We start from the raw sequence: 21,794 nt of genomic DNA on the forward strand, positions 1-21,794 counted from the left end.
GCGGATGCTGCATGGCAAAGACCGCTATTGTGAACCTTGGTGCGTTTTTCTGCTGGCGCTCGCTCTTTCGTTGGAAGACTGTCTCCGATAGTAGAAAAAAGAGCCGAATAATTTGGCAAGTAAACGGATAGTTTTAGAGAGAAATTCAAATAATTTCGAGATAAAAAACGAAGTAATTCGAGATTCGTTCAGCATATCTAGCCCCTCGCGCACAAGGACGGGCTCCCCACGTATCGTCCGCTTGCCGTTCCCGCCGAGACGCCGCCGCCAGGCGCGCAGGCCCGGGCCCGGCATCTTCAGTCGAATCAGCGAGGGGAGCATGTCCATCTACAAATATTTTTCCATGCGGCAGATCGTGTCCGCCTTGAGCGTGGTGGTCGCCTTGCTGTTGGCGCTGCTCATTGCCCTGTCAGTGGCAGCGTCGGAAGCCGAAGACCGCGTGGCTATCGCCAGTGAGCGGCGCGAACAGGCACAGCGGCTGGTGGCCGAGCTGCGCCAGGGTGCCGACGACCTCAGCCGCCTGGCGCGCAGCTTCGTGGCCACCGGTGAATACCAGGCCGAACGCCAATATCAGGCCGTTGCGGAAATCCGTGACGGCCGCCGTCCCCGCCCGGAACACTACGAGCGCATCTACTGGGACCTGGTGGATGCGGATGGCCGGCCGCCGCGTCCGGACAGCGCGGTCATCGTGCCGCTTGGCGAGCTGATGCAGCAGGCCGGCTTCAGCCGCGATGAGATGGCGAAGGTGGAGGAAGTGCGCAGCCGGTCCGGTGCGGTGCTGGCCATCGAGTTGCGCGCCATGGAACTGGTGCGGCGGCATACGCGGGACCGCGTCCTGATCGATGCGGCCCTGCGCGAAGACCCGCTCGAACAGGCCCGCCGACTGCTCCACGAACCGCGCTACGAAACGGCGCGGGCCGCCATGATGCGCCCGCTGGAAGCACTGCAGGCCATGCTGGACACCCGCACCCGGGCGGACATCCTGGGGGCGCGTCAGGCCAGGGAGCGGCTCGATACCGTGGTGGCCGCAGTGGGCGGCTTGCTGCTGCTGGTGATGATAGTGAGTGTGGCCAGTCTGTACCGGCTGGTGACCGGTCCGCTGTCGCAGGCGGCCCAGGTGGCCTCGCGGGTGGCCAAGGGCGATCTGTGCGGACGCATCGATGGGGGCTTCCAGGGCGAAACCGGCCAACTGCTGTCGTCCCTGCAGGACATGCGCCAGGGCTTGAGCCATCTGGTGCGGGAGGTCAGGCACGGGGCGCGGGTCATGCGGGGTTCCGCCGGGGAGATCGCCGAGGGGGCGCTCAATCTGACCACACGGGCCACCCAGCAGGCCGGTTCCCTGCAGCAGGCGGCTATCGCCATGGAACAGTTGAATCAGGCCGTGCAGCAGAGCGCCGACCGCGCGCAGCAAGCCTGCAGCCTGACCCGGTCGGCGGCGCAAGCGGCGCTGGAGGGCGGCGTGGCGGTCAGCGAGATGGTCGGCAACATGCACGCGGTGCACCTGGCGGCCGGGCGTATCGAAGAGATCGTGGCCAAACTCGATGGCCTTTCTTCCCAGACCAATCTGCTTGCGCTGAATGCAGCCGTCGAGGCGGCCCATGCCGGCACCCATGGCCAGGCTTTTTCAGTGGTGGCAGATGAAGTGCGGCAGCTGGCCCGCCGCAGCGCCGATGCGGCGCAGGAGATCAGGGTCTTGCTGAACGATGCGATGGCGCGCATCAATCAAGGAAGCCGGCGCGCGCAAACGGCCGGTCGCAGCATGCAGGAAGTGGTGGCGCAGGTGGGACGGCTCAATCAGCTCATCGGCGAGGTGGCCAGCGCCAGCAGCCAGCAATCGGCCGGGGTGCGCCGCATCAGCCAGTCGGTCAGCGCCATCGATCAGGCTACGCAGCGCAACGTGCTACTGGTGCAGCAATCGTCCGCGGCCGCAGAAGCCATGCGCCTGGCGACCGAACGCATGGCCGCACTGATGGCCCGCTTCCGCCTGGAGACGGGTGAGGGTACCGGCGAGGGCGAGCTGGTCATCGACATGTCCCGTTGATGCCTCTGGCGATCAGGTCTGCAGCCGTCCGCGCAATTGATCATAGCGCTCGCTCCAGGCCTGCTGCCATTGGCTGCGCAAGGCCTCATCCATCCAGGCCGCATCCAGCCCATTGCGCATGAAGTCCCGGAAGTCCTCCACCGTGGCCCCGAGCTGCAGCATCATCATCCAGGCCCCGGTCGGGGTCACCAGATGCAAGGTCGGATCGTCGGTGTTGGGATGGAGGCGCAGCCCGGCCGCCAGCATCTGGCGAATCGGGTGATCCTGCGCCCAGCGCTGCGGGGGCAACGTGCGCAGGTAGTAGGAATTGGTCGGCACCACCGTGAAGACCAGCCCGCGGCCGATGCAGCGCTGCATCAGATCGGGATTGTCGACGATGGTGTAGCCGTGGTCGATGCGGTCCACCTGCAGCAGGTCGATGGCCGTGGCCACGTTGTGCCAGGGCATGCCGAATTCACCCGCATGGGCGGTGGTCTTCAGGCCGGCTTCGCGCGCCAGGCGGTAGGCGGCTTCGAACAGTTCCGGCGGGCGGTCGTTCTCGCGGTAATCCATGCCGATGCCCGGCACCTGCGGGACGCGGGCGGCCAGCATCCACTGCACCATGGCGACGGCTTCTTCCGGACTGGCCTCGCGGTCAATGCTGGGGATTAGGCGGCCGATGATGCCGATCTCGCGTTCGGCATCGACGATGGCGCGCACGATGGCGTCCTGCGCATCGGCATAGGGGATGCCGGACACGCGCACCGTACCGGTCGGATTCCAGAAGAATTCGCTCCAGGCCACGCCATGGGCGTGGGCATCCTCCAGGTATTCGTAGGTGATGCGGTAGAGATCGCCAGGCTGTCGGATCAGCTCGGCATCCAGCGCGCGCAGTACGCGCAGTACGCCCACCGGTTTTTCACCACGGGTATAGAAGGCTTCGATCTCTTCCGGCGAGACCGGATGACCGGCGCGGGCGGAGAGATCGCTGAAGGTCTCGCGGCGCACCGCGCCGAACAGGTGGCAATGCAGTTCGACCTTGGGCAGCGCGCGCACGAATTGTTCGAGCGTGAGCGGGCCTGTGTCGTCTTGGTGTTGGTTGTCGAAGGTCATGAAACGCAAATCAGTGGAGAGGGCCGGGGCCGGTGTGCTGGGAGGGCGCCATCTTCAGGAGAGGCTGCCCAGCAATTCCTGCATCATGCATTGCATGGCGCGCGGGCCATCGACCGTCATGGCGACCTCGGTGTTGGCCGGGGCGCGGCGCGGCACGCGGAATTCGCAGACGGTCATGCCACGCGTGAGACGGCCCTGCAATTCGATGTCCACCCGTGCCGGCTGGAAGCTGAACAATTCCGGACGCTTGAGCCAGATGGCCACCGCCGGGTCATACATCGGCATCGGCACCGAGCCGTCGGGACTGCGGATGCGCAGGTAGGCATCGAAGTAGCCCGCCAGCCACTTCGCGCGCGGCGTGCCCAAGGCGCGCACCTGCTGCACTTCAGCGGCGGTCACCAGCAGCTGGCGGCACAGGTTCAGGCCGAACATGCGCAGCGGGATGCCGGAGCGGAACACCACATCGGCCGCTTCCGGATCGGCATAGATATTGAATTCAGCGGCAGCGGTGTGATTGCCCTGGTCGGCCGAGCCGCCCATGAGAATGATTTCCTTGACCATGCCCGCGATCTCGGGCGCACGCTGCAGGGCCACGGCCACATTGGTCAGCGGGGCGATGCACATGAGCGTGATCTCGCCCGCATGCAGGCGGATCGCCTCGATCATGGCATCCACCGCATGCGGCAGCGGGTCGCGTTGCAGTTGCCGCGACTGGCGTGCCTCGAGGTCGGCGATGTCGACCTGGGGCAGGGCCTCGCCGGTGGTGGCCATGCCGGATTCGCCGAGGATGCCTTGTGCGGTTTCCACGGCGCCGGCCAGCGGCCGCTCGCAGCCCGCATAGACGGGCACGTCGAGCTGGTAATGCTGCTTGATGCGCAGCGCATTGTCGTAGGTGGTGACCAGCGGGGCATTGCCTGCCACCACGGAGACGCCCAGCCAGTTCACTTCCAGGTTGGCCGACAGCATCAGCATGGCCAGCCAGTCGTCAAAGCCGGGGTCGGTATCGAGCCAGATCTTGTGCATGTTTGTCTTCTTCTTCAAAGGTCCAGGGGAAAGGCTCAGGCGGCCAGCGCCAGCGCGTCCTGCGCCGGCAGGTCGAAGCGGACGGTGTCGCCTTCACGTGCCGATGCCTGCGCCGCCGGGGCCATGCCGCGCACCTCGCCCAGGGCGGTCTGCAGCAGGTATTCGACATGCTCGCCGAGGAAGCCGCGCGAGAGCACGCGGCCCTCATACGGACCGCTGCCGACCTGCACCTGCTGTACTCGCCAGCCGGCGCAGGCGGTGTTGGCGGGCAGGCCGGGGAGCGGCAGTTGTCCCGCCGCACCGTGCAACTGGCCGTCGCGATAATCGAACAGGTTCTCGAAGCCCATGAAGTTGGCCACGAAGCGCGTGCGTGGCGCATTGAAGAGCTGCTCGGGCGTATCGAGCTGCTCGATCTTGCCGCTGTTCATGACCACGATACGGTCCGACATGGCCAGCGCCTCATCCTGATCGTGCGTGACGTAGAGCATGGTGATGCCCAGTTCGCGCTGGATGCGGCGCAGCTCGGCGCGCATCTGCACGCGCAGCTTGGCATCGAGGTTGGACAGCGGTTCATCCAGCAACAGCAGCTTGGGTTCGATCACGATGGCGCGTGCCAGCGCCACCCGCTGTTGCTGGCCGCCCGACATCTGCGCCGGCAGGCGCGCTTCAAAACCGCTGAGGCCGACCGCTGCGATGACCTTCTCAACGCGCTGGCGCAGTTCGGCGGCCGGCACCTTGCGCAGACGCAGGCCGAAGGCCACGTTGTCGAACACGTTCAGGTGCGGGAACAGTGCATAGGACTGGAACACCAGACCGATGTCGCGCTTGTTGGGCGGCAGACGGCTGATGTCGCGGCCATCGAGCGTGATGCGCCCGGCGCGCAGGTCGATCAGGCCGGCGATGGCGCGCATGGTGGTGGTCTTGCCGCAGCCGCTGGGGCCCAGCAGCGAAATCAGTTCGCCACGTTGCACGGCCAGGTCCAGGCCTTCCACGGCGGTCCTGGCGTTGCCGTAGCCCAGCGCCACTTGCTGCAGATTCAGGTAACTCATCAGGTTCTCACATCACATGTATTTGGAAATGCCCAGCACCTTCTCGGTGACCAGCACGAAGGCCATGGTGAACAGCACCAGCAGCGTGGACAGCGCCGCAATGGAGGGATCGAAACTGTTTTCCATGTGGCCCAGCATCTCGATGGGCAGGGTGCTGATGCCCGGGCCGGTGAGGAACAGCGACACCGGCACCTGGTTGAAGGAGGTCACGAAGGCCAGGAAGAAGGCCGCAATCACCGCGCCCCGGATATTGGGCAGCACCACCAGCCGGAAGGTCTGGATGCGCGTGGCCCCCAGCGTGATGGCGGCTTCCTCGATATCGACCCGCAGGTTGGCCAGGCTGGAATAGACCACCCGCACGGCATAGGGCGTGAGCAGCCCGACGTGGCCGATCAGCAGGCCCAGGAACACCGGCGCATCGACCAGCAGCACGAAGTGGCGCAACAGGCCCAGGCCGACCAGCATGGCCGGGATGATCAGCGGTGAAGTCAGCACCTGCTTGATCACCGCCATGCCCGGCGGCGGCATGCGCGACATGGCATAAGCCACCGGCACGCCCAGCAGCAGCGCGATCACGGTCGCCAGCAGGCCGATCTGCAGGCTGGTGCCGAAGGCCTGGCGGAACTCCTCGGCCTGCAGCACCGAGACGATCCAGCGCAGCGAATACGAGGGCGGCGGGAAGGCCAGTGTTTCGCCACCGCTGAACCCGGCCAGGAAGACGATGATGAAGGGGCCCAGCAGGAACAGCATCACGGCCCACAGCACCACGCGCGGGAAGAGTCCTTGTTTCATGTCGTCCTCCGGGGAGCGGCAATACGTTTGAGACCGGCGTTGACGGCCAGCGTCATCGCCACCAGGATCACCGCAATCACGTTGGCGGTGCCGAAATCACTTTCCACGCTGACCTTCTGGTAAAGCAGGGTTTCCAGCATCAGGACCTTCGGTCCGCCCAGCAGGGCCGGGGTGACGTAGGCGGTGACGCTGCCGGTAAAGACCAGGGTGCCGCCGACGATCAAGCCTTCCTGCGTCAGCGGCAGGGTCACGCGGGTGAACACCTGCCAGGCATTGGCACCCAGCGTGGAGGCAGCCAGCGCCAGGTCGGCGGAAATGTTTTCCATGGCGCTGACCAGCGACATCAGCATCAGCGGCAACAGCAATTGCAGCAGGCCCACGAAGACCGCCATTTCGGTGAAGAGCAGGCGTTGCGGCTCATCGGCCAGCCCGAGATGCAACAGCACCGCGTTGACCGCGCCATTGCGTCCGAACAGCACGATCCAGGCATAGGTGCGCGCAATCGGCGAGACCATCAGCGGCAGGATCATCATGCCCAGCACCAGCCCGCGCCAGCGCGCATGCACGCGCACGATGGCCTGGGCGGCGGGATAGCAGAGCAGGGCCGAACAGAGCGTCACCAGGGCGGCAATGCGCAGGGTGCGCCACAGCACCTGCAGGTGCAGCGGCTCGGCAAAGAAGTCGGCGAAGCGGGCCAGGCTCCACTGCAGCGGGCCGCCGTCGAGGCTGTCGGGGCCGCCGATGCGGAAGGCATCCAGCAGCAAGGCGGCCACCGGCAGCAGGAAACAGACCGATGTGAAGATCAGCGCAGGCGTGACCAGCATCAGTCCGAGGCGTGATTTGGAAGAGGCGAGCATGGGGCGCTAACGGGGTCCGGAAAGAAAAGGGCGGCGCACTGCACCTGGCAGGCGTCGCCGCGACATGAAGGATTTCGCTTATTTGCTGATGCCCTTGTTCCACTGTTCCAGCCAGCCCGAGCGGTACTTCAGCAGGTCTTCCGGCTTGACGAACTTGAGCGAGGCAATGTGTTCACCGCCATAGGTATTGAATTCGGCCTTGTCCTTGGGCAGCACGACTTGGGTATTGACCGGCGAATCCACCAGTTCCATGGCCAGCGCCGTCTGCACCTCCTTGGAGAGCCAGAAGTCCATCAGCTGGTAGGCCAGGTCGGCATTCTTCGATTTGGCGACGATGCCCATCACGTTCATGCCGGCGGCCTGGCCCTCGGCGGGGATGGCCCATTTCAGCGGCATGCCGGTCTTCATCAGTTGCGACCAGGTGAAGCGTGCTACCGGTGCCACCCAGATCTCGTCCTGGGCGAACAGCGACGACAACTGCGCGCTGTTCTTGGTGAAGGTCACCACGTTGTTCTTGATCGAGAGGATCTTCTGCATGCCGGCGGCATAGTCGCCGCCCTTGCCACCCCAGGCCAGGTCGGCCATCTGCAGGGCCAGCGGGCCTTGCGTGGTGCTCACGTCGGGCAGCGCCAGGCGGCCCTTCAGTTCGGGACTCCACAAGTCTTTCCAGGATTGCGGGGCACGCGTCTTGTCGCTGCGGTACACCAGGCCGACCGAATAGATGGTGTAGCCGACCGCGTAATTGCCGCCGATGGGATTGCGGGCGAAGGGATAGATCTGGCTGTAATTCTTCAGCTTGGCATAGTCCAGCGGCTGCACCAAGCCCTTGCGGGCGGCTTCTAGCATGCCGAAGTCCGACAGCAGCACCAGGTCCACCACCGGATTGTTGCGGCGGGCGTCGAGCTTGGCGATGCGGTCGGCATTGTTGCCGGTTTCCACCACGATTTCGCAGCCGCATTTTTCCTTGAAGGGCGCATAGACCAGCTTGTTGAACAGCGGCTGGGAAATCGGATACGCCGACAGCACCAGCGTGCGCTTTTCCGCGTGGGCCGGGGCCGCCAGCAGGGACAGGCCGAGGCCGGTCATGGCCAGGGCGGCGAGGGGACGAGAGCAACGAGCGGGCTTGAACATGGCGATCCTTGATACCGGTGAAAAGACTGCATATTGTAGGCCCGGCCAGCGCGGGAGCCACTGGCCAGGCCGGGGGAGAGCAGATGAAACTTAGAACACGTGACGCATGCCCAGCATCAGCACGGCCTGCTTCTTGTCGCTGGACGAGGGGAAACCGAAGATGGTGGCCTTGGTCGCATCACCTGCCGCCAGCTGGTAGCTGTAGGTAATGGCCACGTCGGTGCGCTTGGACAGGAAGTAATCCGCCTGCAGGTTGATCTGGTGCCACTTCGGGTTCTTGTTGATGGTGTCGTACTTGCCGGTGGTATAGAAGTAGGACGCGCCCAGGTTCAGGGCCGGCGTGTAGTGGTGCACCAGGTTGATGTCGAAGTTCTGCAGTGTCAGCTTGGTGTTGTCCAGGTATTCGTACTTGACGTTGCTGTACATGGCACCGAAGTCGGTCTTGCCGACGGTATAGAAACCGCCGGTACCGGCGATGCGCTGGCGGCGTACGCCGGCCGAGCTGTTGACCGCGCTCTTGTTGAAGATCAGCAGCGAGCTGGCGTAGTCGTTGCCCATGGCGCCATCGGGGCTCTTGGTGCTGTTGGGCTGGTCCATCTGGGTGAAGGCCACGGCCCAGCGGAAGTTGCCGCCCTTGTAGCCGGAGCCGATGCTCATGACGCGGTTGACCGATGCATCACCGGCGGCTTCGCCAAATCCATACAAGGCGGTGACGTTGAAGTCGTTGAACATCGGGCTGACATACTTGACCGAGTTCTGCACGCGCAGGTTGTTGTAGCCGTTGTCGTTGTCGCCGATGTGCACGCCGTTGCTGGCGATGACCACCGGACCCAGGTAGTCCTTGACCGCTTCGTACTGGCGGCCCAGGGTCACGGTACCCATGCTGTTGGAGGCCAGGCCGACCCAGGACTGGCGGCCGAACAGGCGGCCGCTCTGCGAGGCCGCGCCGGTCATCATGTTGAAGCCGTTTTCCAGCGTGAAGATGGCGCGGGTGCCGCCGCCCAGGTCTTCCTGGCCGCGGAAGCCGATGCGCGGATTCTGGTTGGTGCCCGAGAGCGCCTCGAAGTTGTGCGGACCGCCCTGGTTGGTGAGATACCCCACGCCGCCCGAGATGAGACCGTAGATCTCGACCTTGCTCTGCGCCTGTGCCTGTGCGCCTGCCAGCGCTGCCGGAATGGCCAGCGCGCCTATCATCCAGTGTTTTTTCATGCCTGCCCCTGTGGTGTTGAAGATGGCCTTGCGACCGTTCATTGTTGGAATTCGCTGCGAACGGTGTGGAGGATAGGACAAGACGTTAAATAATATAATTTGTTTATATTTATAATTTCATAAATTCAATTTATAACGATGCCGCGTTTCCCGTCAGCTGATTCTGCATGGACTGGGGGATTGCCAACTTGTTTTGCGGGCTTGCCATGATCAAACTGAATCAGAAAGTCACCCTGCGCCATCTGCAGGCGCTGGTCACACTGGCCGACACCAACAGCTTCAGCCGTGCTGCGGATGCCCTGGCGGTGACCCAGCCGGCCCTGTCGGCTTCCATCAAGCAGCTCGAAAACCAGCTCGGCACGCGGCTTTTCGACCGCACCACGCACCAGATCAGCCTGACCGCGCAGGGCAGCGTTGTGCTGGAATACGCGCGCCATCTGCTCAATACGGCCAGCAACATCTTCGACGACATCGAGCACGCCATCGGCACCGGACGCCATCGCATCCGGGTCGGTGCGATTCCCTCGGCGGTGACGCTGACGGCGGCGGTGATCGCGCGCTACAACCAGGCGCATGACGAACATGTGGAAATTCTGCTACAGGACATGCCCAATGATGCCCTGCTGGACGCGCTGCATTCGGGGAAGCTGGATTTCTGCGTGGGCATCAAGCCGCCCGATTCGCTGTCCTCGCAGACGCTGGAGACGGTAACGCTGTTCGAAGATGAACTGGTGCTGATCGTCTCGCGCCGCCATCCCCTGTCGGGGGCCAAGGAGGTGCAGTGGCGGCAGATGGCGGGGGAAGAGATCGTGCTGTTCACCCAGGGCAGCGTGTGGGAATTTGCTTCCGCAGCGCTGATGCAGCACGGGCTGGCATCCTCGCGGCGCTATCAAGTCGTGCACAGCGAATCACTCTATGGGGTGGTGCGCTCGGGGATTGCCATCGGCATCATGCCCAGCCTCTACACCACCTATCTGCGCGATGACAGCCTGCACGTGGCCCCGCTGCGGCAGCCGACCCTGAAACGAAAGATCGTTCTCATGCGGCGCAATGAGGTCAGCCGCAGCCACTGGACCGATCACTGCTTCCGCGAGCTGCGCAGCGATCTGAAGCAGGCCAATCACTGGTTCTGAGCATTACGGGGGGGCGTTGTTCATGACGGGAATCCATGTCGGTTCCAGTAGTTGCGCCAGGTCGCCGCGATTGCAGTCTCCGGGAACAATCAGCACCTTCTGATGCAGTTGCAAAGCGGTGCCGTCGGCCAGCGCGGTGTAGGCGGTGCCATGGAAATGGCTGGCCCAGTGGCGATAGCCGATGGCGGCAAAGCGCGTGCCGCCACGCAGCTTGGCCAGTTGTCTTGCCACGCAGGGTGGCAACTGGTCGGCCGGCGTGTCCGGATCGATGAAGCCTTCCACCACACCGGGCGTGTTGCTGGCTCGGTGGGCCGGAGGTGATGGCGTCCAGGCACAGGCCGTCAGGGCCAGCGCGCTCAGCAGCAAGAGCAAAGGGGTCGGGGGCAGTTTCATGATGGGGTCTCCGGATGACGGAGAGCGGCGGCATGCTGGCCGCGCCCTCCGTGAGATTGTCGTGGTGTGCGCTTTTACAGGTCCTGATGCCACCAGCCGCCACCCAGTGCCTGGAACAGCGCCACGGTATCGGCCAGGCGCGCGGCTTGCGCCTGTACCCTCGACTGGCTGGCCGTCAGCAGGTTCTGCTGTGCCAGCAGGACCTGCGGATAGCCCGCGATGCCGGCCTTCCATTGCGCCTGCGCGGCATCGAAGCTGCGCTGGGCCGCGCTCTCGGCGCGTGTGGCAGCTGCCAGCCCGTCGGCATCGGCAGCAATGGCATGCAAGGTGTCGGCCACGTTCTGGAACGCGCCCAGCACCACACTGCGGTACTGCGCGCCGGCCTGATCCAGCCCGGCCTCGGCCGCGCGCTGCTGATGTTGCAGACTGCCGCCATGGAAGAGGGGCGTGGCCAGGTCCAGCCCCAAGGTCCAGAAGCCGGGTCCCGAGGTGAACAGTTTGGAGAACTCCTGCGCCGAACTGCCGATGGTGCCGGTGATGTTGAAGCTGGGCAGCCGGTTGGCGATGGCCACGCCGACCTGGGCCGAGGCCGCCTGCAGTTGCGCCTGCGCGGCGCGCACGTCGGGGCGTTGCTGCACCAGCGTCGACGGCAGGCTCAGCGGCAGCTCGGCCGGCAGGGTCAGGGCCGACAGCGGCAGTTGCGGGCTGCCGCCTTCCCCGGGGAAGCGTCCTGCCAGCACGGCGATCTGGTCGCGCTGCTGGGCCAGTTGCTTGCGCAGGGCCGGCAAGGCCGCCTGGGCCTGCGCCAGCAGGCTTTCCTGGGCCGCCACGTCAGCCAGCCCCAGCGCCCCCAGCGCGCGTTGCTGGCGCACCAGATCCAGCTGCCGTGCGGCGAGAGCGGCGGCCTGTTCAGCGGCCTGCAACTGCTCACGCAGCGCCGCTTCATTGACCACGGCCAGCACCACGTTGGACACCAGCGTCAGGTAGGTGGCATTGCGCTGGAAGCGCTGCACCTCGGCCTGCGCCCGGCCCGCCTCGATCTGGCGGCGCGTTCCGCCGAAGATGTCAGGGGCATAGGCGATATTGAGCTGTGCGGTGTGCAGGTTGTAGATGTAGCTGTTGTCGGCCAACGGACTGGCCAGGGTATCGGCGACCTTCTGGCGCGTCGGCATGAAATGCAGGTCTACGCTGGGCCAGAGCCCGCCGCCCTGGGCCGCGGCAGTCTCGCGCGCCGCGCGCAGGGCGGCCTGCGCCGCGTCCAGGTCGGCATTGTGGGCCAGGGCCTGGTCGATCAGCGCATCCAGCGCCGGCGAGCCAAAGACCTTCCACCACTGCGCCGGCACATCCTGCCCGGCCACGAAATGCTGGCCATCGAGAGACGCTGTGGTTTCCACCTTCTCGGCGGTGTAGCTGCTGACCGCCGGGGCAGCGGGTTGTTTGAAGTCAGGACCGACGGCGCAGCCGCCGAGGGTCAGCGCGAGCGCGGTGCTGCAGGCCAGGCAGGGCCAGCGCAGCAGGCGGGGAGTGACAGGAGTCAGGAACATGGTGAAGTCATCCTCATCGGGCGTTGGCAGGGTCATCGGAAGGCGCTTGCGCAGGCCGCGCCAGCTTCGATTCGACCAGGTAGTACAAGGCGGGCAGCAAGACCAGGGTCAGCAGGGTGGCGCTCATCAGGCCGCCCACCACTACCGTGGCCAGCGGCCGCTGCACGTCGCTGCCCAGGCCGTGGGCAATGGCGGCCGGGACCAGGCCGAGCGCGGCGACCGTCGCGGTCATGAGCACCGGCCGCATGCGTTCCAGCGCAGCGCTGATGACGGCTTCGCGCAACGGCAGGCCGGACCGGGCAACCCAGCGATTCAGGTTCGACATCATGATGATGGCGTTGAGCACGGCCACCCCGAACAGGGCAATGAAGCCCACCGCCGAGGACACGTTGAGCGTCATCCCGCGCAGATGCAGCGCCACCAGTCCGCCCAGCGTGGCCAGCGGAACGCACAGCAGAATGAGCGCAGGCTGGCGCAGGTTCTTGAACTCGGCAAACAGCAGCACGAACATCAGGGCCAGCGCCATCGGCAGGATCAGCGCCAGGCGCGCCTGGGCCCGCTGCTGGTTCTCGAACTGGCCACCCCAGGCGATCTGGTAGCGGCCGTGGTCGTATTGCACCTGCTGCGCGATGCGTGCCTTGGCGTCATCCAGGAAGGAGGCCAGGTCGCGGCCGCGCAGGTTCAGGCGCACCGTCAGGTGGCGGCGGTTCATCTCGCGGGTGATGGTGGTCTCGCCATCTTCCATGCTGATGTGCGCCACCTGCGACAGTGCGATGTGCGCGCCGTTGGCGGCCACCAGCGTCAGGTTGCCCAGCGCCTCGGGGGTGGAGCGGGCGCGGCCATTGAAGACGGCGGCCACGTTGTAGCTGCGTTCCTCGATGAAGACCTGGGTCACCGGACTGCCGCCGATGCCGGTCTGGATCAGCGCCATGATGTCGGCCACGTTGATGCCCAGCCGGGCGGCGGCAGCACGGTCCACATTCACGCGCACCTGGGGCAGGCGCGGCTCCTGGTCGATGACCACGTCGGCCGCGCCCGGCACGTCCTGCAGCACGCCTTGCACGGCCGTGGCCAGCACGCGCATCTCGCCGAAGTCGTTGCCGTAGATCTTGACGGCCAGGTCGCTGTGCGAGCCGGAAAGCTTGTCCAGCACGCCATCGATCATGGGCTGCGTGAAACCGACCTCGATGCCGGCCAGCTTCTTGTAGCGCTCGGCCATGTGCGCGATCAGTTCCTGCTTGGTCCAGCCGGAGGCCCATTCGGAATAGGGATGCAGCGTCACCGCAGCCTCGATGTGGGAGGGCGTGAACGGATCGGTGCCATCGTCATTGCGGCCCACCTGGGTCACGATGTGCTCGACCTCGGGAAACTCGCGGGTCGCGGCACGCAGCCGGTCGGCCAGCTCGCTGGCCTTGTCCAGCGACACGCCCGGCGGCAATTGCACCTGCAGCCAGATCGAGCCCTCATCCAGATACGGCAGGAAGTCGCGACCGATGGTCGCTCCCAGCACGCCGATGGCGGCCAGGGTCAGCGCAGTGGCGGCCAGCACGAAGCGCGACTTGCCGACCAGCCGCCCCAGCACCTGGCGGTAACGCGGCTCCAGCCAGGCCAGCACCGGATTATGGAAGATCTTCACCGGTTTGCGATAGGCCAGCCAGGACAGGCCGGGCGTCAGCAGCAAGGCCACCAGCAGCGCGCCCAGCAGGGCGAAGCCGACCGCAAAGGCCATCGGCGCGAACAGCTTGTACTCGATGCGCTGGAAGGCGAACAGGGGCAGGTAGGCAATGATGATGACCAGCATGCCGAAGAAGATCGGCCGCGCCAGCTGGCGCATCAGCTGCTGGATGTCGGCACCGGTAATCTCGCCTTGCGGACGTTCTTCGCGCAGGCGCAGCACGCTTTCCACCAGCACGATGGCACCATCGACCAGGATGCCGAAGTCAATCGCCCCCAGCGACAGCAGGTTGGCCGGGATCTTGAAATGATGCATCAGGATGAAGGCCGTCAGCAGCGACAGCGGAATGGTCATGGCCACGATGGCCGCTGCGCGCGCACTGCCCAGGAACAGCAGCAGCACCAGCGACACCAGCAGCATGCCTTCCACCAGCGTCTTGCCGACCGTATGCACGGTGGCGTCCACCAGCTTGCTGCGGTCGATGTAGGGCACGATCTTCACGTCCTTGGGCAGGATGTGCTCGTTGAGGTCCTGCACGGCCGCATGGACGCCTTCCATCACGCGCGAGGGATTCTCGTTCTTCAACAGCAGGGTGATGCCTTCGATGGCATCGGACTGGCCATCGATGCCCAGCACGCCATGGCGCTCCTGGTTGCCCAGCACCACCTGGCCCAGATCCTTGACTAGCACCGGCACGCCATTCTTTTGCGACACCACGATATTGCCCAGGTCGTCCAGGCTGCGGATGAGTCCGACGCCGCGAATGACCAGGCCCTGTTCGCCGCGTTTCATGATACTGCCGCCGGCATTGGCATTGTTGGCCGAGATGGCCTGGCTGATCTGGCTCAGCGAGGTGTTGTACTTGACCAGTTTGGCCGGATCCAGCTGCAGCATGAACTGCGTCGTGAGCCCGCCGAAATTGGACACATCCACCACGCCGGAGACTTGCTTCAGGCGCGGAATCACCTTCCAGAACTGCAGCTCGGAGAGTTCACGCAGGTCGCGCGTCTTCGATTGCAGGGTATAGCGGTAGATCTCGCCGATGGGCGAGGTCAGCGCATCCAGCCCCGGCTGCGCGCCATAGGGCAGGCTGACGGCGGCGATGCGCTCTTGCAGGCGCTGGCGCGACCAGTAGTCTTCGGCACCATCATTGAAGACCACCGTGATGAGCGAGAGGCCAAAGGTGCTCTCCGAGCGCATCACGTGCATGCCCGGCGTGCCCATGATCTGGCGCTCCAGCGGAATGGTGATCTGCTGTTCCACCTCTTCGGCGGCCAGGCCGTTGACCTGAGTGACCACCTGCGAGGTGACGTCGGCGATGTCGGGATAGGCTTCCAGCGGCAGCTGGTTCCAGCAATACCAGCCGTACAGGGCGGCCAGCAGGAACACCAGCCGGACGATGCCACGGCGCTGGAAGCAGAGGTTGACGAGACGTTCAATCATTGAGCAGCACTCCATCCTGGGTGACGACGCGGTCGCCCGATGCCAGACCGGCGGTGACTTCAACCGCATCGCCGATCTGCGCGCCGAGGCTGACCTTGCGGGCCGCGAATTTCCACGGGGCCACTTCCACGAAGACGCGATTGGCAAAGCCGCTTTGCACCACCGCCGTCATCGGCACCAGCAGACCGGGCCGGGACGGCTCGTGCAGGGTGGCCTGGGCGAACATGCCCGGCTTGAGCCGTTCATCGGAATTGGCGGCGCGCATGCGGACCTTCACGGTGCGGGTATCCGGGTCCAGTACCTGGGCCACCGATTGCACCCTCGATGGCAGCACCTGGCCCGGATAGGCGTCCAGCGTCAGATCGGCGTCCTGGCCGGGGCGCAGGCGCGCCAGGTCCTTCTCCTGGGCGCTGGCGGTGACGTAGACGGAGGACAGATCGGCCACCGTCATCACCGAGGCCGTGGCGTCGTTCCAGAAGCTCCCGGCGGCGGCATTGAATTCGATCACGTGGCCACTCACGGGCGAGCGCACCGCCAGCCGCGCTGTACTGCCGCTGCTTGCGGTGCCGCCGAGTGCGGCCACGCGCGCCTGGGCGCGGGCGGCTTCGCTGTCGGCCTGCTCATAGTCGCTCTGCGCCTGTTCCAGGTCGCGCCGCGCGGAAATGTTGGCCTGGTCCAGGCTGCGCTGGCGTTCCAGATTGCGTCGTGCGAGCTGCACCGCTGCCTGCGCCTTGCGCGCATCGCTGACGGCCTGGCCCAAGTCGGAGGAATCGATTTCGAACAAGACTTCGCCGGCCTTGACCGCATCGCCCAGGCGCTTGTGCAGCAGCACGATGCGCCCGGTCGTCGGCGGCAGGATCCTGGCCAGCTTGGCCGGATCAGCCTCCACCACGGCCGGCAGGCTGAAGGGGATGGCCATCGGACGGGCCTCGATGGTGGCGGTTTTCAGGGTACTGCGCAGCGCCGAGCCGGCAGGAACGACGATGGCCTCGCCTTCATGGGTCAGCGTGGGACTGGCGGCCGGATTCGGCTTGAGCTCGCCGGCCATGAGCGGCAGGGTGCCGCGTACGGCGATGACAAGCAAAGCGGCTGCGCCGAGCAGGGCGAGGACACCACTGCGCGTGGAGATTCTGGTTTTCATGGTGGCACCGTGGACTGTGCGGTTGGGGGGAGGGACGGGTGTCCGCGTGGCGAAGTCGCCGCTGTGTCTTGCAGCCGCGCCGCCGGGCCGTCGCCGTGGGCCGCGCTGCAGAAAACGTCGCTATGATAGGGGGCCTGGTTTCCGGGGTTTCTGAATGTTTCTTCAGGAAACGGGCCGTCAGCCCATGGTTTAATCCCGATCTCGATGACGCACGTGAATGGAAAGGTATGCAACTCCTGTTGGTGGAAGACGACATGAAAGCCGCGCGACTGCTGGCCCAGGGCTTGCAGGAAGAAGGTTTCGCGGTGACGGTGGCGCACAGTGCGGAAGAGGCGCTGGCGCTGCTGGATCGTCCCTTCGAGGTGGCCATCTTCGACCGCATGCTGCCCGGCATGGACGGTCTGGCGCTGTGCCGGCGCGTGCGCCAGTCGCAGGTGCTGTGGCCCATCCTCATGCTGACCGCGCGCGATGCACTGGGCGAGAAGGTCGAGGGCCTGCATGCCGGGGTCGACGATTACCTGGCCAAACCCTTCGCCTTCGAGGAATTGCTGGCGCGCCTGCATGCCTTGCTGCGCCGTCCGCGCCAGCTGCAGGTGCTGCATTTGCAGCTGGCCGATCTGCGCATCGACTTGCTGGCGCATGAGGTGATGCGCGACGGCCAGCGGCTGGACCTGACGCAGAAGGAATACGCCGTACTGGTGCTGCTGGTGCGCCACAGCGGCCAGGTGGTCAGCCGCCAGCAACTGGCGGAGGAAGTCTGGCATGCCGACCTGATCGCCATCGACAACCTGATGGACGTCCACATCAAGAACCTGCGCCGCAAGATCGAAGCCGATGGCCGGCCGGCGCTGATCGAGACCTTGCGCGGGCAGGGCTTTCGCATGCGCAGCGACGGTGAGCCATGAGCATGGGTTTTCGCAAACGTCTGCTGCTGGTGCATATGCTGGCCGTGGTGCTGATCGTGACGTGTGCGGCGGCAGCGGGTTGGTGGCTGCTCTCGCAATCCGTGCTGGGCCAGCTCGATGCGGCGCTGCTGGCATTGGGTGAGACCGAGGCGGGCCTGCTGGCGGAAGGTGCTCCCGATGCCATCCACGTCCACGAACCGCGCCCCGGTACGGCGCCGCCTTCGCTGGTGCGGCTGGACCGGCTGGTGCAGATCATCGATGCCGACGGCCAGGTGCTCGCGCGCAGCAACAACCTGGGTGCGGGAACCCTGCCGGTCTCGGCCGACCTGCTCAAGCGCCTGGAGGGCGGACAGACCGTCTTTGAAACCCTGCCCAAGGCCAGCGAAGAACCCTTGCGCATGGCGGCGGTCCCGGTCCGGCTGGGCGAGCGCAGGTTTGCGGTGCTGGTGGCCGGGTCGCTGGACGATGCGGACCATATCGTCGAATCAGCCGCCTTGCTGTTCGGCGGCCTGGCCGTGGCGCTGCTGCTGGCGCTGACGGCGGCGGGGGCGATTCTCACCGGCCGCCTGTTCGGCACGGTCGAGCGCATCGCCGCGCAGGCGCGCCGCATCAGCGATGCCAGCCTGGGCGAGCGGCTCGCGCATCCGGGAAGCGATGACGAGATCGGGCATCTGGTGGACACGCTCAATTCCATGCTGGCACGGCTGCAGCGCGCCTTTGAACTGCAGCGCAACTTCACCGCCAATGCCGCCCATGAGATCCGCTCGCCGCTGTCGCGCCTGCGCACCGAGATCGAGCTGTCGCTGCGGCGGCCGCGTTCGGTGCAGGAGCAGGTGGTCACCCTGCAATCCTGCCTGGAAGAAGTGGTCGGTCTCACCAGCATGGTGGAAGAGCTGTTGCAACTGGCGCGCCTGGATGCCGGGCAGGAAAGCCGCCAACCCGAGCGCATTGCGCTGGATGCGGTGATGCGCGAGGCCATCGCCAAATGGCAAGCCACTGCCGCTGCGCGCCGCATCCGGCTTGAGCTGCACGCGCCGGAGGCGGTCCACGCCAGCGTGGGCGAGCGCGCTGCCTTGCTGGTGTTGAACAATCTGCTGGACAACGCCATCAAGTTTTCCGCGCCTGATTCGGCGGTGGAGATCCGCGTGTTTGCCGAGGGTGGCGGGGCCACGCTGGAAGTGCTCGATCGCGGCCCCGGCATCGCCAGTGGCGACCAGCCGCAACTGTTCGAACGCTTCTATCGCGGTCGCGCCTCGCAGCAGGGGCAGACCAGCGGCGCCGGACTGGGACTGGCCATCGTGCGTGCCGTGCTGGACGGCTATGGCGCCAGCATTACCCTGAGCAATCGCGGCGATGGCATGGGGGCAGCCTGTCGGCTGCACTTCCCGGATCGCGCGGCGACGCCTCAGTAACGCGCATCGGCCGGTTTATTGTCCCGCGGCCAGTCCCTGGTCTTGGGTGCGAAGTCGGGACGCGGCTGATGCGTGAAGAACTCCGCCACATCCACCGCTTCTTGGTCCGACAGCCCGCCCTGGCCCAGCGGGAAACGGTCATGCAGGGCGATCGGCATGTTGCGCTTGACGAAGGCAGCAGCGGTATAAGTGCGCGCCATGCCGGCACCGATGTTGAAGGACTGCGCGCCCCACAGCGCCGGGTAGACCCACTGGCCGGACGGGCTGCGGATGCCTTCGCCCTGCGCGCCATGGCAGGCGGCACACTGGGCGTGGTAGATGCGTTCGCCATTGACCGGATCGGGCTTGAGTTTCTGATCGATCTTGCCGATGCCGCGTCCCGGTACTTTTTCACCGGGCTGCGCGTCACGGCGCATCCACTCGATGTAGGCCAGCATGGCCTGCATGTCCTGCGATCCCGGCGGCAGTGGCTTGCCATTCATGGAGCGGGGGAAGCAGCCATTGATGCGATCTTCCAGCGTGATGACACGCCCGGCCCGTGCCGCATAAGTCGGGAAGGCGGCCGACACGCCCACATAGGGCGACCCGCCACCGACGGTGCCCGCATTGAGATGGCAGCTGGCGCAGTTCAGTCCGTTGCCGACGTGCTGCGGCAGCAGGCGTCCCGTCTCGATATTGAGGCGGGCACCAAGGATGAGCTGTGCGGCATTTTTTTCTTTCAGCATGTCAGCCAGGCGCGGCGCTTCGAAGCGCGGCCCCACCGTATTTGCCGGCTGCGCGCCCAGTTCGGCACGCAGCCGTGCGACTTGGCGCTCACTGATATCCGCCTGTTGACGGCCGCCCCAGCTGGTCCGCGCAAAGTTGAGAATCTCGGCAATCTCGCCATCGCTCAACGCGGAAAACGCCGGCATGCTCATTGCCTTGGGCTGGGCATGGGTGCGCGCCGCCCGCCAACCGGTGAGCATGATGTGGATCAGCGAGGCGGGCTCATGGCTTTGCAGGGTCGGATTGCCCGCCAGCGGCGGGAACAGCCGCTGCACCCCGTTGCCGTCGCTACGATGACAGGTGGCACAGAACTGCACGTAACCCAGCCCGCCGCGCGAGAGGTAGAGGTCGGCCGGGATGGCGGCGACGACGGGTGCGGCGGTGGCCTGCGGCGGGCGCTGGCGCGCCGGCGAGGGCAGGCTGGCCAGATACGTGCCGATGGCCAGCAGATCCTCGTCGCTCATGTATTGCGTGCTGTGCTGGACCACGTCGACCATGTTGCCTGCCACCGTACCGAAGCGGTTGCTGCCGGTGCGCAGCAGCCCGGCCACATCCGCGGGCTGCCAGCGGCCGCGAAGGTCGAGCGCGCGCCAATTCTCTACCGTCTCGCCGGAGAGGAACAGCGGGCCATTGCTGCCGGATTCACTCATGGTTTTTTCCTGCATGCCGATACCCCGCGGTGTATGGCAGGCCCCGCAGTGCCCCGGCCCCTGCACGATGTAGGCTCCGCGATTCCATTGGGCCGACTGTGCAGGATCGGGCCGGAATGGACCGGCTTGCAGGAAGGCCATGTTCCATAGCGCCATCCCCCAGCGCTGGTTGAAGGGGAAGGACATCTCCAGCGGCCGGTTGGGTAGCGCCAGCGGCTTGACCGCCTGCATCAGGTAGACATAGAGCGCGCGCATGTCCTCTTCGCTCATCTTGGCGTAGGACGGGTAGGGCATCGCGGGATAAAGATGGCGACCGTCCGCCGTTACGCCCTCACGCATGACGCGATCGAATTGGGCGAAGCTGTATTGCCCGATTCCGGTCTGGCGATCTGGCGTGATGTTGGTGGAATACAGCTTGCCGAACGGCGTCTCCAGCGCCAGGCCGCCAGCCATCGGCTTGCGCTTGTCTTGCGTATGGCAGGCCACACAGTCGCCCAGCCGGGCGACATAGCGGCCGCGCAGAATTTGCTCGCGGGTAGTGGCATCGAGCGCGTCGCTGAAGTCGGAAGGAAGATCGTCGCTCAGGTTGGCCGCGCTCGTCGGCCTGGCGACGGCCGGTGCAGCACTGGCCAGCGGTGAGCAGAGCATCAGCGTGGCGAGCAAGAGAAAAATCAGGGGAAGAAGGGGGCGGTGAAGTGTTGTCATGATGGGTCCGGATCGTTATTCCGAGAGTGAAACCTGCCCCATTTAAACCTTGCACTGTGACCACATCGATGCGCTGATCGGAAGCCGTTTGATCTTCCGCAAAGACCGCTGGCGCGGCCTCTGTCAGGTTTTTGATGGATTTCACAAACCGGCCTTTCACAACAAAAAACGCCACCCGAAATGTCCGGATGGCGTGGTCGACGAAGGCGGCGCAGCATTCGCTGCGCGGGTGGCAAATCCGCTTACTTGCGTGGCGAGCGCAAGGACATGCGCTGCAGGATGGGCATGCGATCAAACAACTGGTGCCACAGCGCACCCAGCACATGCAGCCCGACCAGGAAATACACCGCATTGCCCATGAATTCATGCACTTCCTTGATGGGACCTCGCACGGCCATGTCCTTGGCCAGAATCACCGGCAGCGTCATGCCGAAGAACACCACATCACGGCCACCGGCCTGGGTGAACAGGATGCCGGTGATGGGCAGGCCGATCATCACGGCATAAAGCAGCAGGTGCACGGCGCTCGCGCCCAGCTGCTGCAGGCGCGGCAGCGGCAGTTCGGGCGGCACGCCCAGCAGCTTGCGGGCGATCAGGCGTACCACGACGAAGATCAGGACCAGTTGACCGGCATGCATGTGCACCGTGCGCAGCAGGTCGCGCAGCGGGTCGCCCTTGGGGATGTCGTCGCGGTATTCGATGGTGGCCAGCGCCACCACGAACAGGATGAACATCAGCCAGTGCAGGGCGGCGTAGAGGGGGTGGTAGCGGGTGCCTTGCCCGAGGGCATTATTGGTTTTGTTCATCTGGGTTCCCATTGGAAAAATGAGCCTG

18 protein-coding genes are annotated in these 21,794 nt (G+C 65.4%); 4 read left to right on the forward strand and 14 right to left on the reverse strand.

The features are described 5' to 3' along the window. Positions 1-24: 24 nt before the first annotated feature. The gene (locus MKD49_RS08015) at positions 25-327 is read right to left on the reverse strand and encodes a hypothetical protein (protein ID WP_134136390.1); all 303 of its coding nucleotides are present in this window, start codon (positions 325-327) and stop codon (positions 25-27) included. Between MKD49_RS08015 and MKD49_RS08020 the strand changes: the two genes are divergently transcribed. Then, entirely contained in the window at positions 320-2,041 is a 1,722-nt protein-coding gene (locus MKD49_RS08020; RefSeq protein WP_252695994.1) for a methyl-accepting chemotaxis protein, read from the forward strand. The two genes, MKD49_RS08015 and MKD49_RS08020, sit on opposite strands and share 8 nt — an antisense overlap. 12 nt (positions 2,042-2,053) lie before the next feature. On the opposite strand, the gene MKD49_RS08025 is transcribed toward MKD49_RS08020, so the two are convergent. The 7 genes from MKD49_RS08025 to MKD49_RS08055 form a co-directional block, all read right to left on the reverse strand. Continuing rightward, positions 2,054-3,133 carry an adenosine deaminase gene (locus MKD49_RS08025; RefSeq protein ID WP_252695995.1) on the reverse strand — a complete coding sequence of 360 codons (1,080 nt, stop codon included), beginning with the start codon at positions 3,131-3,133 and terminating at the stop codon, positions 2,054-2,056. A 54-nt stretch (positions 3,134-3,187) separates the two neighbouring features. Next, positions 3,188-4,156 carry a nucleoside hydrolase gene (locus MKD49_RS08030; RefSeq protein WP_209569746.1) on the reverse strand — a complete coding sequence of 323 codons (969 nt, stop codon included), beginning with the start codon at positions 4,154-4,156 and terminating at the stop codon, positions 3,188-3,190. 35 nt (positions 4,157-4,191) lie between these two features. Next, positions 4,192-5,205, reverse strand: coding sequence for an ABC transporter ATP-binding protein (locus MKD49_RS08035; RefSeq protein ID WP_204726420.1), 1,014 nt, complete (start codon positions 5,203-5,205; stop codon positions 4,192-4,194). Positions 5,206-5,217: 12 nt separating this feature from the next. After that, positions 5,218-5,997, reverse strand: a complete 780-nt coding sequence (locus tag MKD49_RS08040; protein ID WP_252695996.1) for an ABC transporter permease — start codon at positions 5,995-5,997, stop codon at positions 5,218-5,220. Further along, positions 5,994-6,854, reverse strand: coding sequence for an ABC transporter permease (locus tag MKD49_RS08045; protein WP_134222449.1), 861 nt, complete (start codon positions 6,852-6,854; stop codon positions 5,994-5,996). The genes MKD49_RS08040 and MKD49_RS08045 overlap by 4 nt, the downstream gene beginning before the upstream one ends. Positions 6,855-6,932: 78 nt before the next feature. After that, the gene (locus MKD49_RS08050; protein WP_121045539.1) at positions 6,933-7,985 is read right to left on the reverse strand and encodes a PotD/PotF family extracellular solute-binding protein; all 1,053 of its coding nucleotides are present in this window, start codon (positions 7,983-7,985) and stop codon (positions 6,933-6,935) included. A gap of 90 nt (positions 7,986-8,075) precedes the next feature. Next, the gene (locus MKD49_RS08055) at positions 8,076-9,194 is read right to left on the reverse strand and encodes a porin (RefSeq protein ID WP_051156369.1); all 1,119 of its coding nucleotides are present in this window, start codon (positions 9,192-9,194) and stop codon (positions 8,076-8,078) included. A gap of 206 nt (positions 9,195-9,400) precedes the next feature. Between MKD49_RS08055 and MKD49_RS08060 the strand changes: the two genes are divergently transcribed. Then, the gene (locus MKD49_RS08060; protein ID WP_034330341.1) at positions 9,401-10,327 is read left to right on the forward strand and encodes a LysR family transcriptional regulator; all 927 of its coding nucleotides are present in this window, start codon (positions 9,401-9,403) and stop codon (positions 10,325-10,327) included. 3 nt (positions 10,328-10,330) lie between these two features. On the opposite strand, the gene MKD49_RS08065 is transcribed toward MKD49_RS08060, so the two are convergent. The 4 genes from MKD49_RS08065 to MKD49_RS08080 all read right to left on the reverse strand — a co-directional run bounded on the left by MKD49_RS08065 (position 10,331) and on the right by MKD49_RS08080 (position 16,523). After that, the gene (locus MKD49_RS08065) at positions 10,331-10,720 is read right to left on the reverse strand and encodes a hypothetical protein (RefSeq protein WP_252695997.1); all 390 of its coding nucleotides are present in this window, start codon (positions 10,718-10,720) and stop codon (positions 10,331-10,333) included. Positions 10,721-10,794: 74 nt separating this feature from the next. Next, positions 10,795-12,300 (reverse strand): efflux transporter outer membrane subunit, encoded by a 1,506-nt coding sequence (locus tag MKD49_RS08070; RefSeq protein WP_371925446.1) that lies wholly within the window; start codon positions 12,298-12,300, stop codon positions 10,795-10,797. Further along, a complete protein-coding gene (locus MKD49_RS08075; RefSeq protein ID WP_252695998.1) occupies positions 12,278-15,382 on the reverse strand; it encodes an efflux RND transporter permease subunit in 3,105 nt (1,034 codons plus the stop codon). Before MKD49_RS08075 ends, MKD49_RS08070 begins: the two co-directional genes overlap by 23 nt. After that, complete coding sequence (locus MKD49_RS08080; protein WP_252695999.1) at positions 15,375-16,523, reverse strand: efflux RND transporter periplasmic adaptor subunit; 1,149 nt, start codon at positions 16,521-16,523, stop codon at positions 15,375-15,377. The genes MKD49_RS08075 and MKD49_RS08080 overlap by 8 nt, the downstream gene beginning before the upstream one ends. A gap of 227 nt (positions 16,524-16,750) precedes the next feature. Here MKD49_RS08080 and MKD49_RS08085 point away from each other — a divergent pair, with 227 nt between their 5' ends. Next, positions 16,751-17,428, forward strand: coding sequence for a response regulator transcription factor (locus MKD49_RS08085; RefSeq protein ID WP_252696000.1), 678 nt, complete (start codon positions 16,751-16,753; stop codon positions 17,426-17,428). 2 nt (positions 17,429-17,430) lie between these two features. Beyond that, on the forward strand, positions 17,431-18,840 hold the full coding sequence (locus MKD49_RS08090; RefSeq protein ID WP_371925462.1) for a sensor histidine kinase: 1,410 nt from the start codon (positions 17,431-17,433) through the stop codon (positions 18,838-18,840). On the opposite strand, the gene MKD49_RS08095 is transcribed toward MKD49_RS08090, so the two are convergent. Both MKD49_RS08095 and MKD49_RS08100 read right to left on the reverse strand, forming a co-directional pair. Beyond that, positions 18,834-20,903 (reverse strand): c-type cytochrome, encoded by a 2,070-nt coding sequence (locus MKD49_RS08095; RefSeq protein WP_252696369.1) that lies wholly within the window; start codon positions 20,901-20,903, stop codon positions 18,834-18,836. The genes MKD49_RS08090 and MKD49_RS08095 overlap by 7 nt on opposite strands. 299 nt (positions 20,904-21,202) lie before the next feature. Next, on the reverse strand, positions 21,203-21,766 hold the full coding sequence (locus MKD49_RS08100) for a cytochrome b (RefSeq protein WP_134222444.1): 564 nt from the start codon (positions 21,764-21,766) through the stop codon (positions 21,203-21,205). Positions 21,767-21,794 lie beyond the last annotated feature (28 nt).

Origin of the sequence: Herbaspirillum sp. WGmk3, assembly GCF_023952535.1 — a bacterium.
GTDB lineage: Bacteria > Pseudomonadota > Gammaproteobacteria > Burkholderiales > Burkholderiaceae_D > Herbaspirillum > Herbaspirillum huttiense.

Bases quoted from the DNA above. Each gene is read 5' to 3' on its own strand.
- MKD49_RS08020 (WP_252695994.1), top strand. From the start codon at position 320: ATGTCCATCTACAAATATTTTTCCATGCGGCAGATCGTGTCCGCCTTG.
- MKD49_RS08015 (WP_134136390.1), bottom strand. From the start codon at position 327: ATGGACATGCTCCCCTCGCTGATTCGACTGAAGATGCCGGGCCCGGGC.
- MKD49_RS08025 (WP_252695995.1), bottom strand. From the start codon at position 3,133: ATGACCTTCGACAACCAACACCAAGACGACACAGGCCCGCTCACGCTC.
- MKD49_RS08030 (WP_209569746.1), bottom strand. From the start codon at position 4,156: ATGCACAAGATCTGGCTCGATACCGACCCCGGCTTTGACGACTGGCTG.
- MKD49_RS08035 (WP_204726420.1), bottom strand. From the start codon at position 5,205: ATGAGTTACCTGAATCTGCAGCAAGTGGCGCTGGGCTACGGCAACGCC.
- MKD49_RS08040 (WP_252695996.1), bottom strand. From the start codon at position 5,997: ATGAAACAAGGACTCTTCCCGCGCGTGGTGCTGTGGGCCGTGATGCTG.
- MKD49_RS08045 (WP_134222449.1), bottom strand. From the start codon at position 6,854: ATGCTCGCCTCTTCCAAATCACGCCTCGGACTGATGCTGGTCACGCCT.
- MKD49_RS08050 (WP_121045539.1), bottom strand. From the start codon at position 7,985: ATGTTCAAGCCCGCTCGTTGCTCTCGTCCCCTCGCCGCCCTGGCCATG.
- MKD49_RS08055 (WP_051156369.1), bottom strand. From the start codon at position 9,194: ATGAAAAAACACTGGATGATAGGCGCGCTGGCCATTCCGGCAGCGCTG.
- MKD49_RS08060 (WP_034330341.1), top strand. From the start codon at position 9,401: ATGATCAAACTGAATCAGAAAGTCACCCTGCGCCATCTGCAGGCGCTG.
- MKD49_RS08065 (WP_252695997.1), bottom strand. From the start codon at position 10,720: ATGAAACTGCCCCCGACCCCTTTGCTCTTGCTGCTGAGCGCGCTGGCC.
- MKD49_RS08070 (WP_371925446.1), bottom strand. From the start codon at position 12,300: ATGACCCTGCCAACGCCCGATGAGGATGACTTCACCATGTTCCTGACT.
- MKD49_RS08075 (WP_252695998.1), bottom strand. From the start codon at position 15,382: ATGATTGAACGTCTCGTCAACCTCTGCTTCCAGCGCCGTGGCATCGTC.
- MKD49_RS08080 (WP_252695999.1), bottom strand. From the start codon at position 16,523: ATGAAAACCAGAATCTCCACGCGCAGTGGTGTCCTCGCCCTGCTCGGC.
- MKD49_RS08085 (WP_252696000.1), top strand. From the start codon at position 16,751: ATGCAACTCCTGTTGGTGGAAGACGACATGAAAGCCGCGCGACTGCTG.
- MKD49_RS08090 (WP_371925462.1), top strand. From the start codon at position 17,431: ATGGGTTTTCGCAAACGTCTGCTGCTGGTGCATATGCTGGCCGTGGTG.
- MKD49_RS08095 (WP_252696369.1), bottom strand. From the start codon at position 20,903: ATGCTCTGCTCACCGCTGGCCAGTGCTGCACCGGCCGTCGCCAGGCCG.
- MKD49_RS08100 (WP_134222444.1), bottom strand. From the start codon at position 21,766: ATGAACAAAACCAATAATGCCCTCGGGCAAGGCACCCGCTACCACCCC.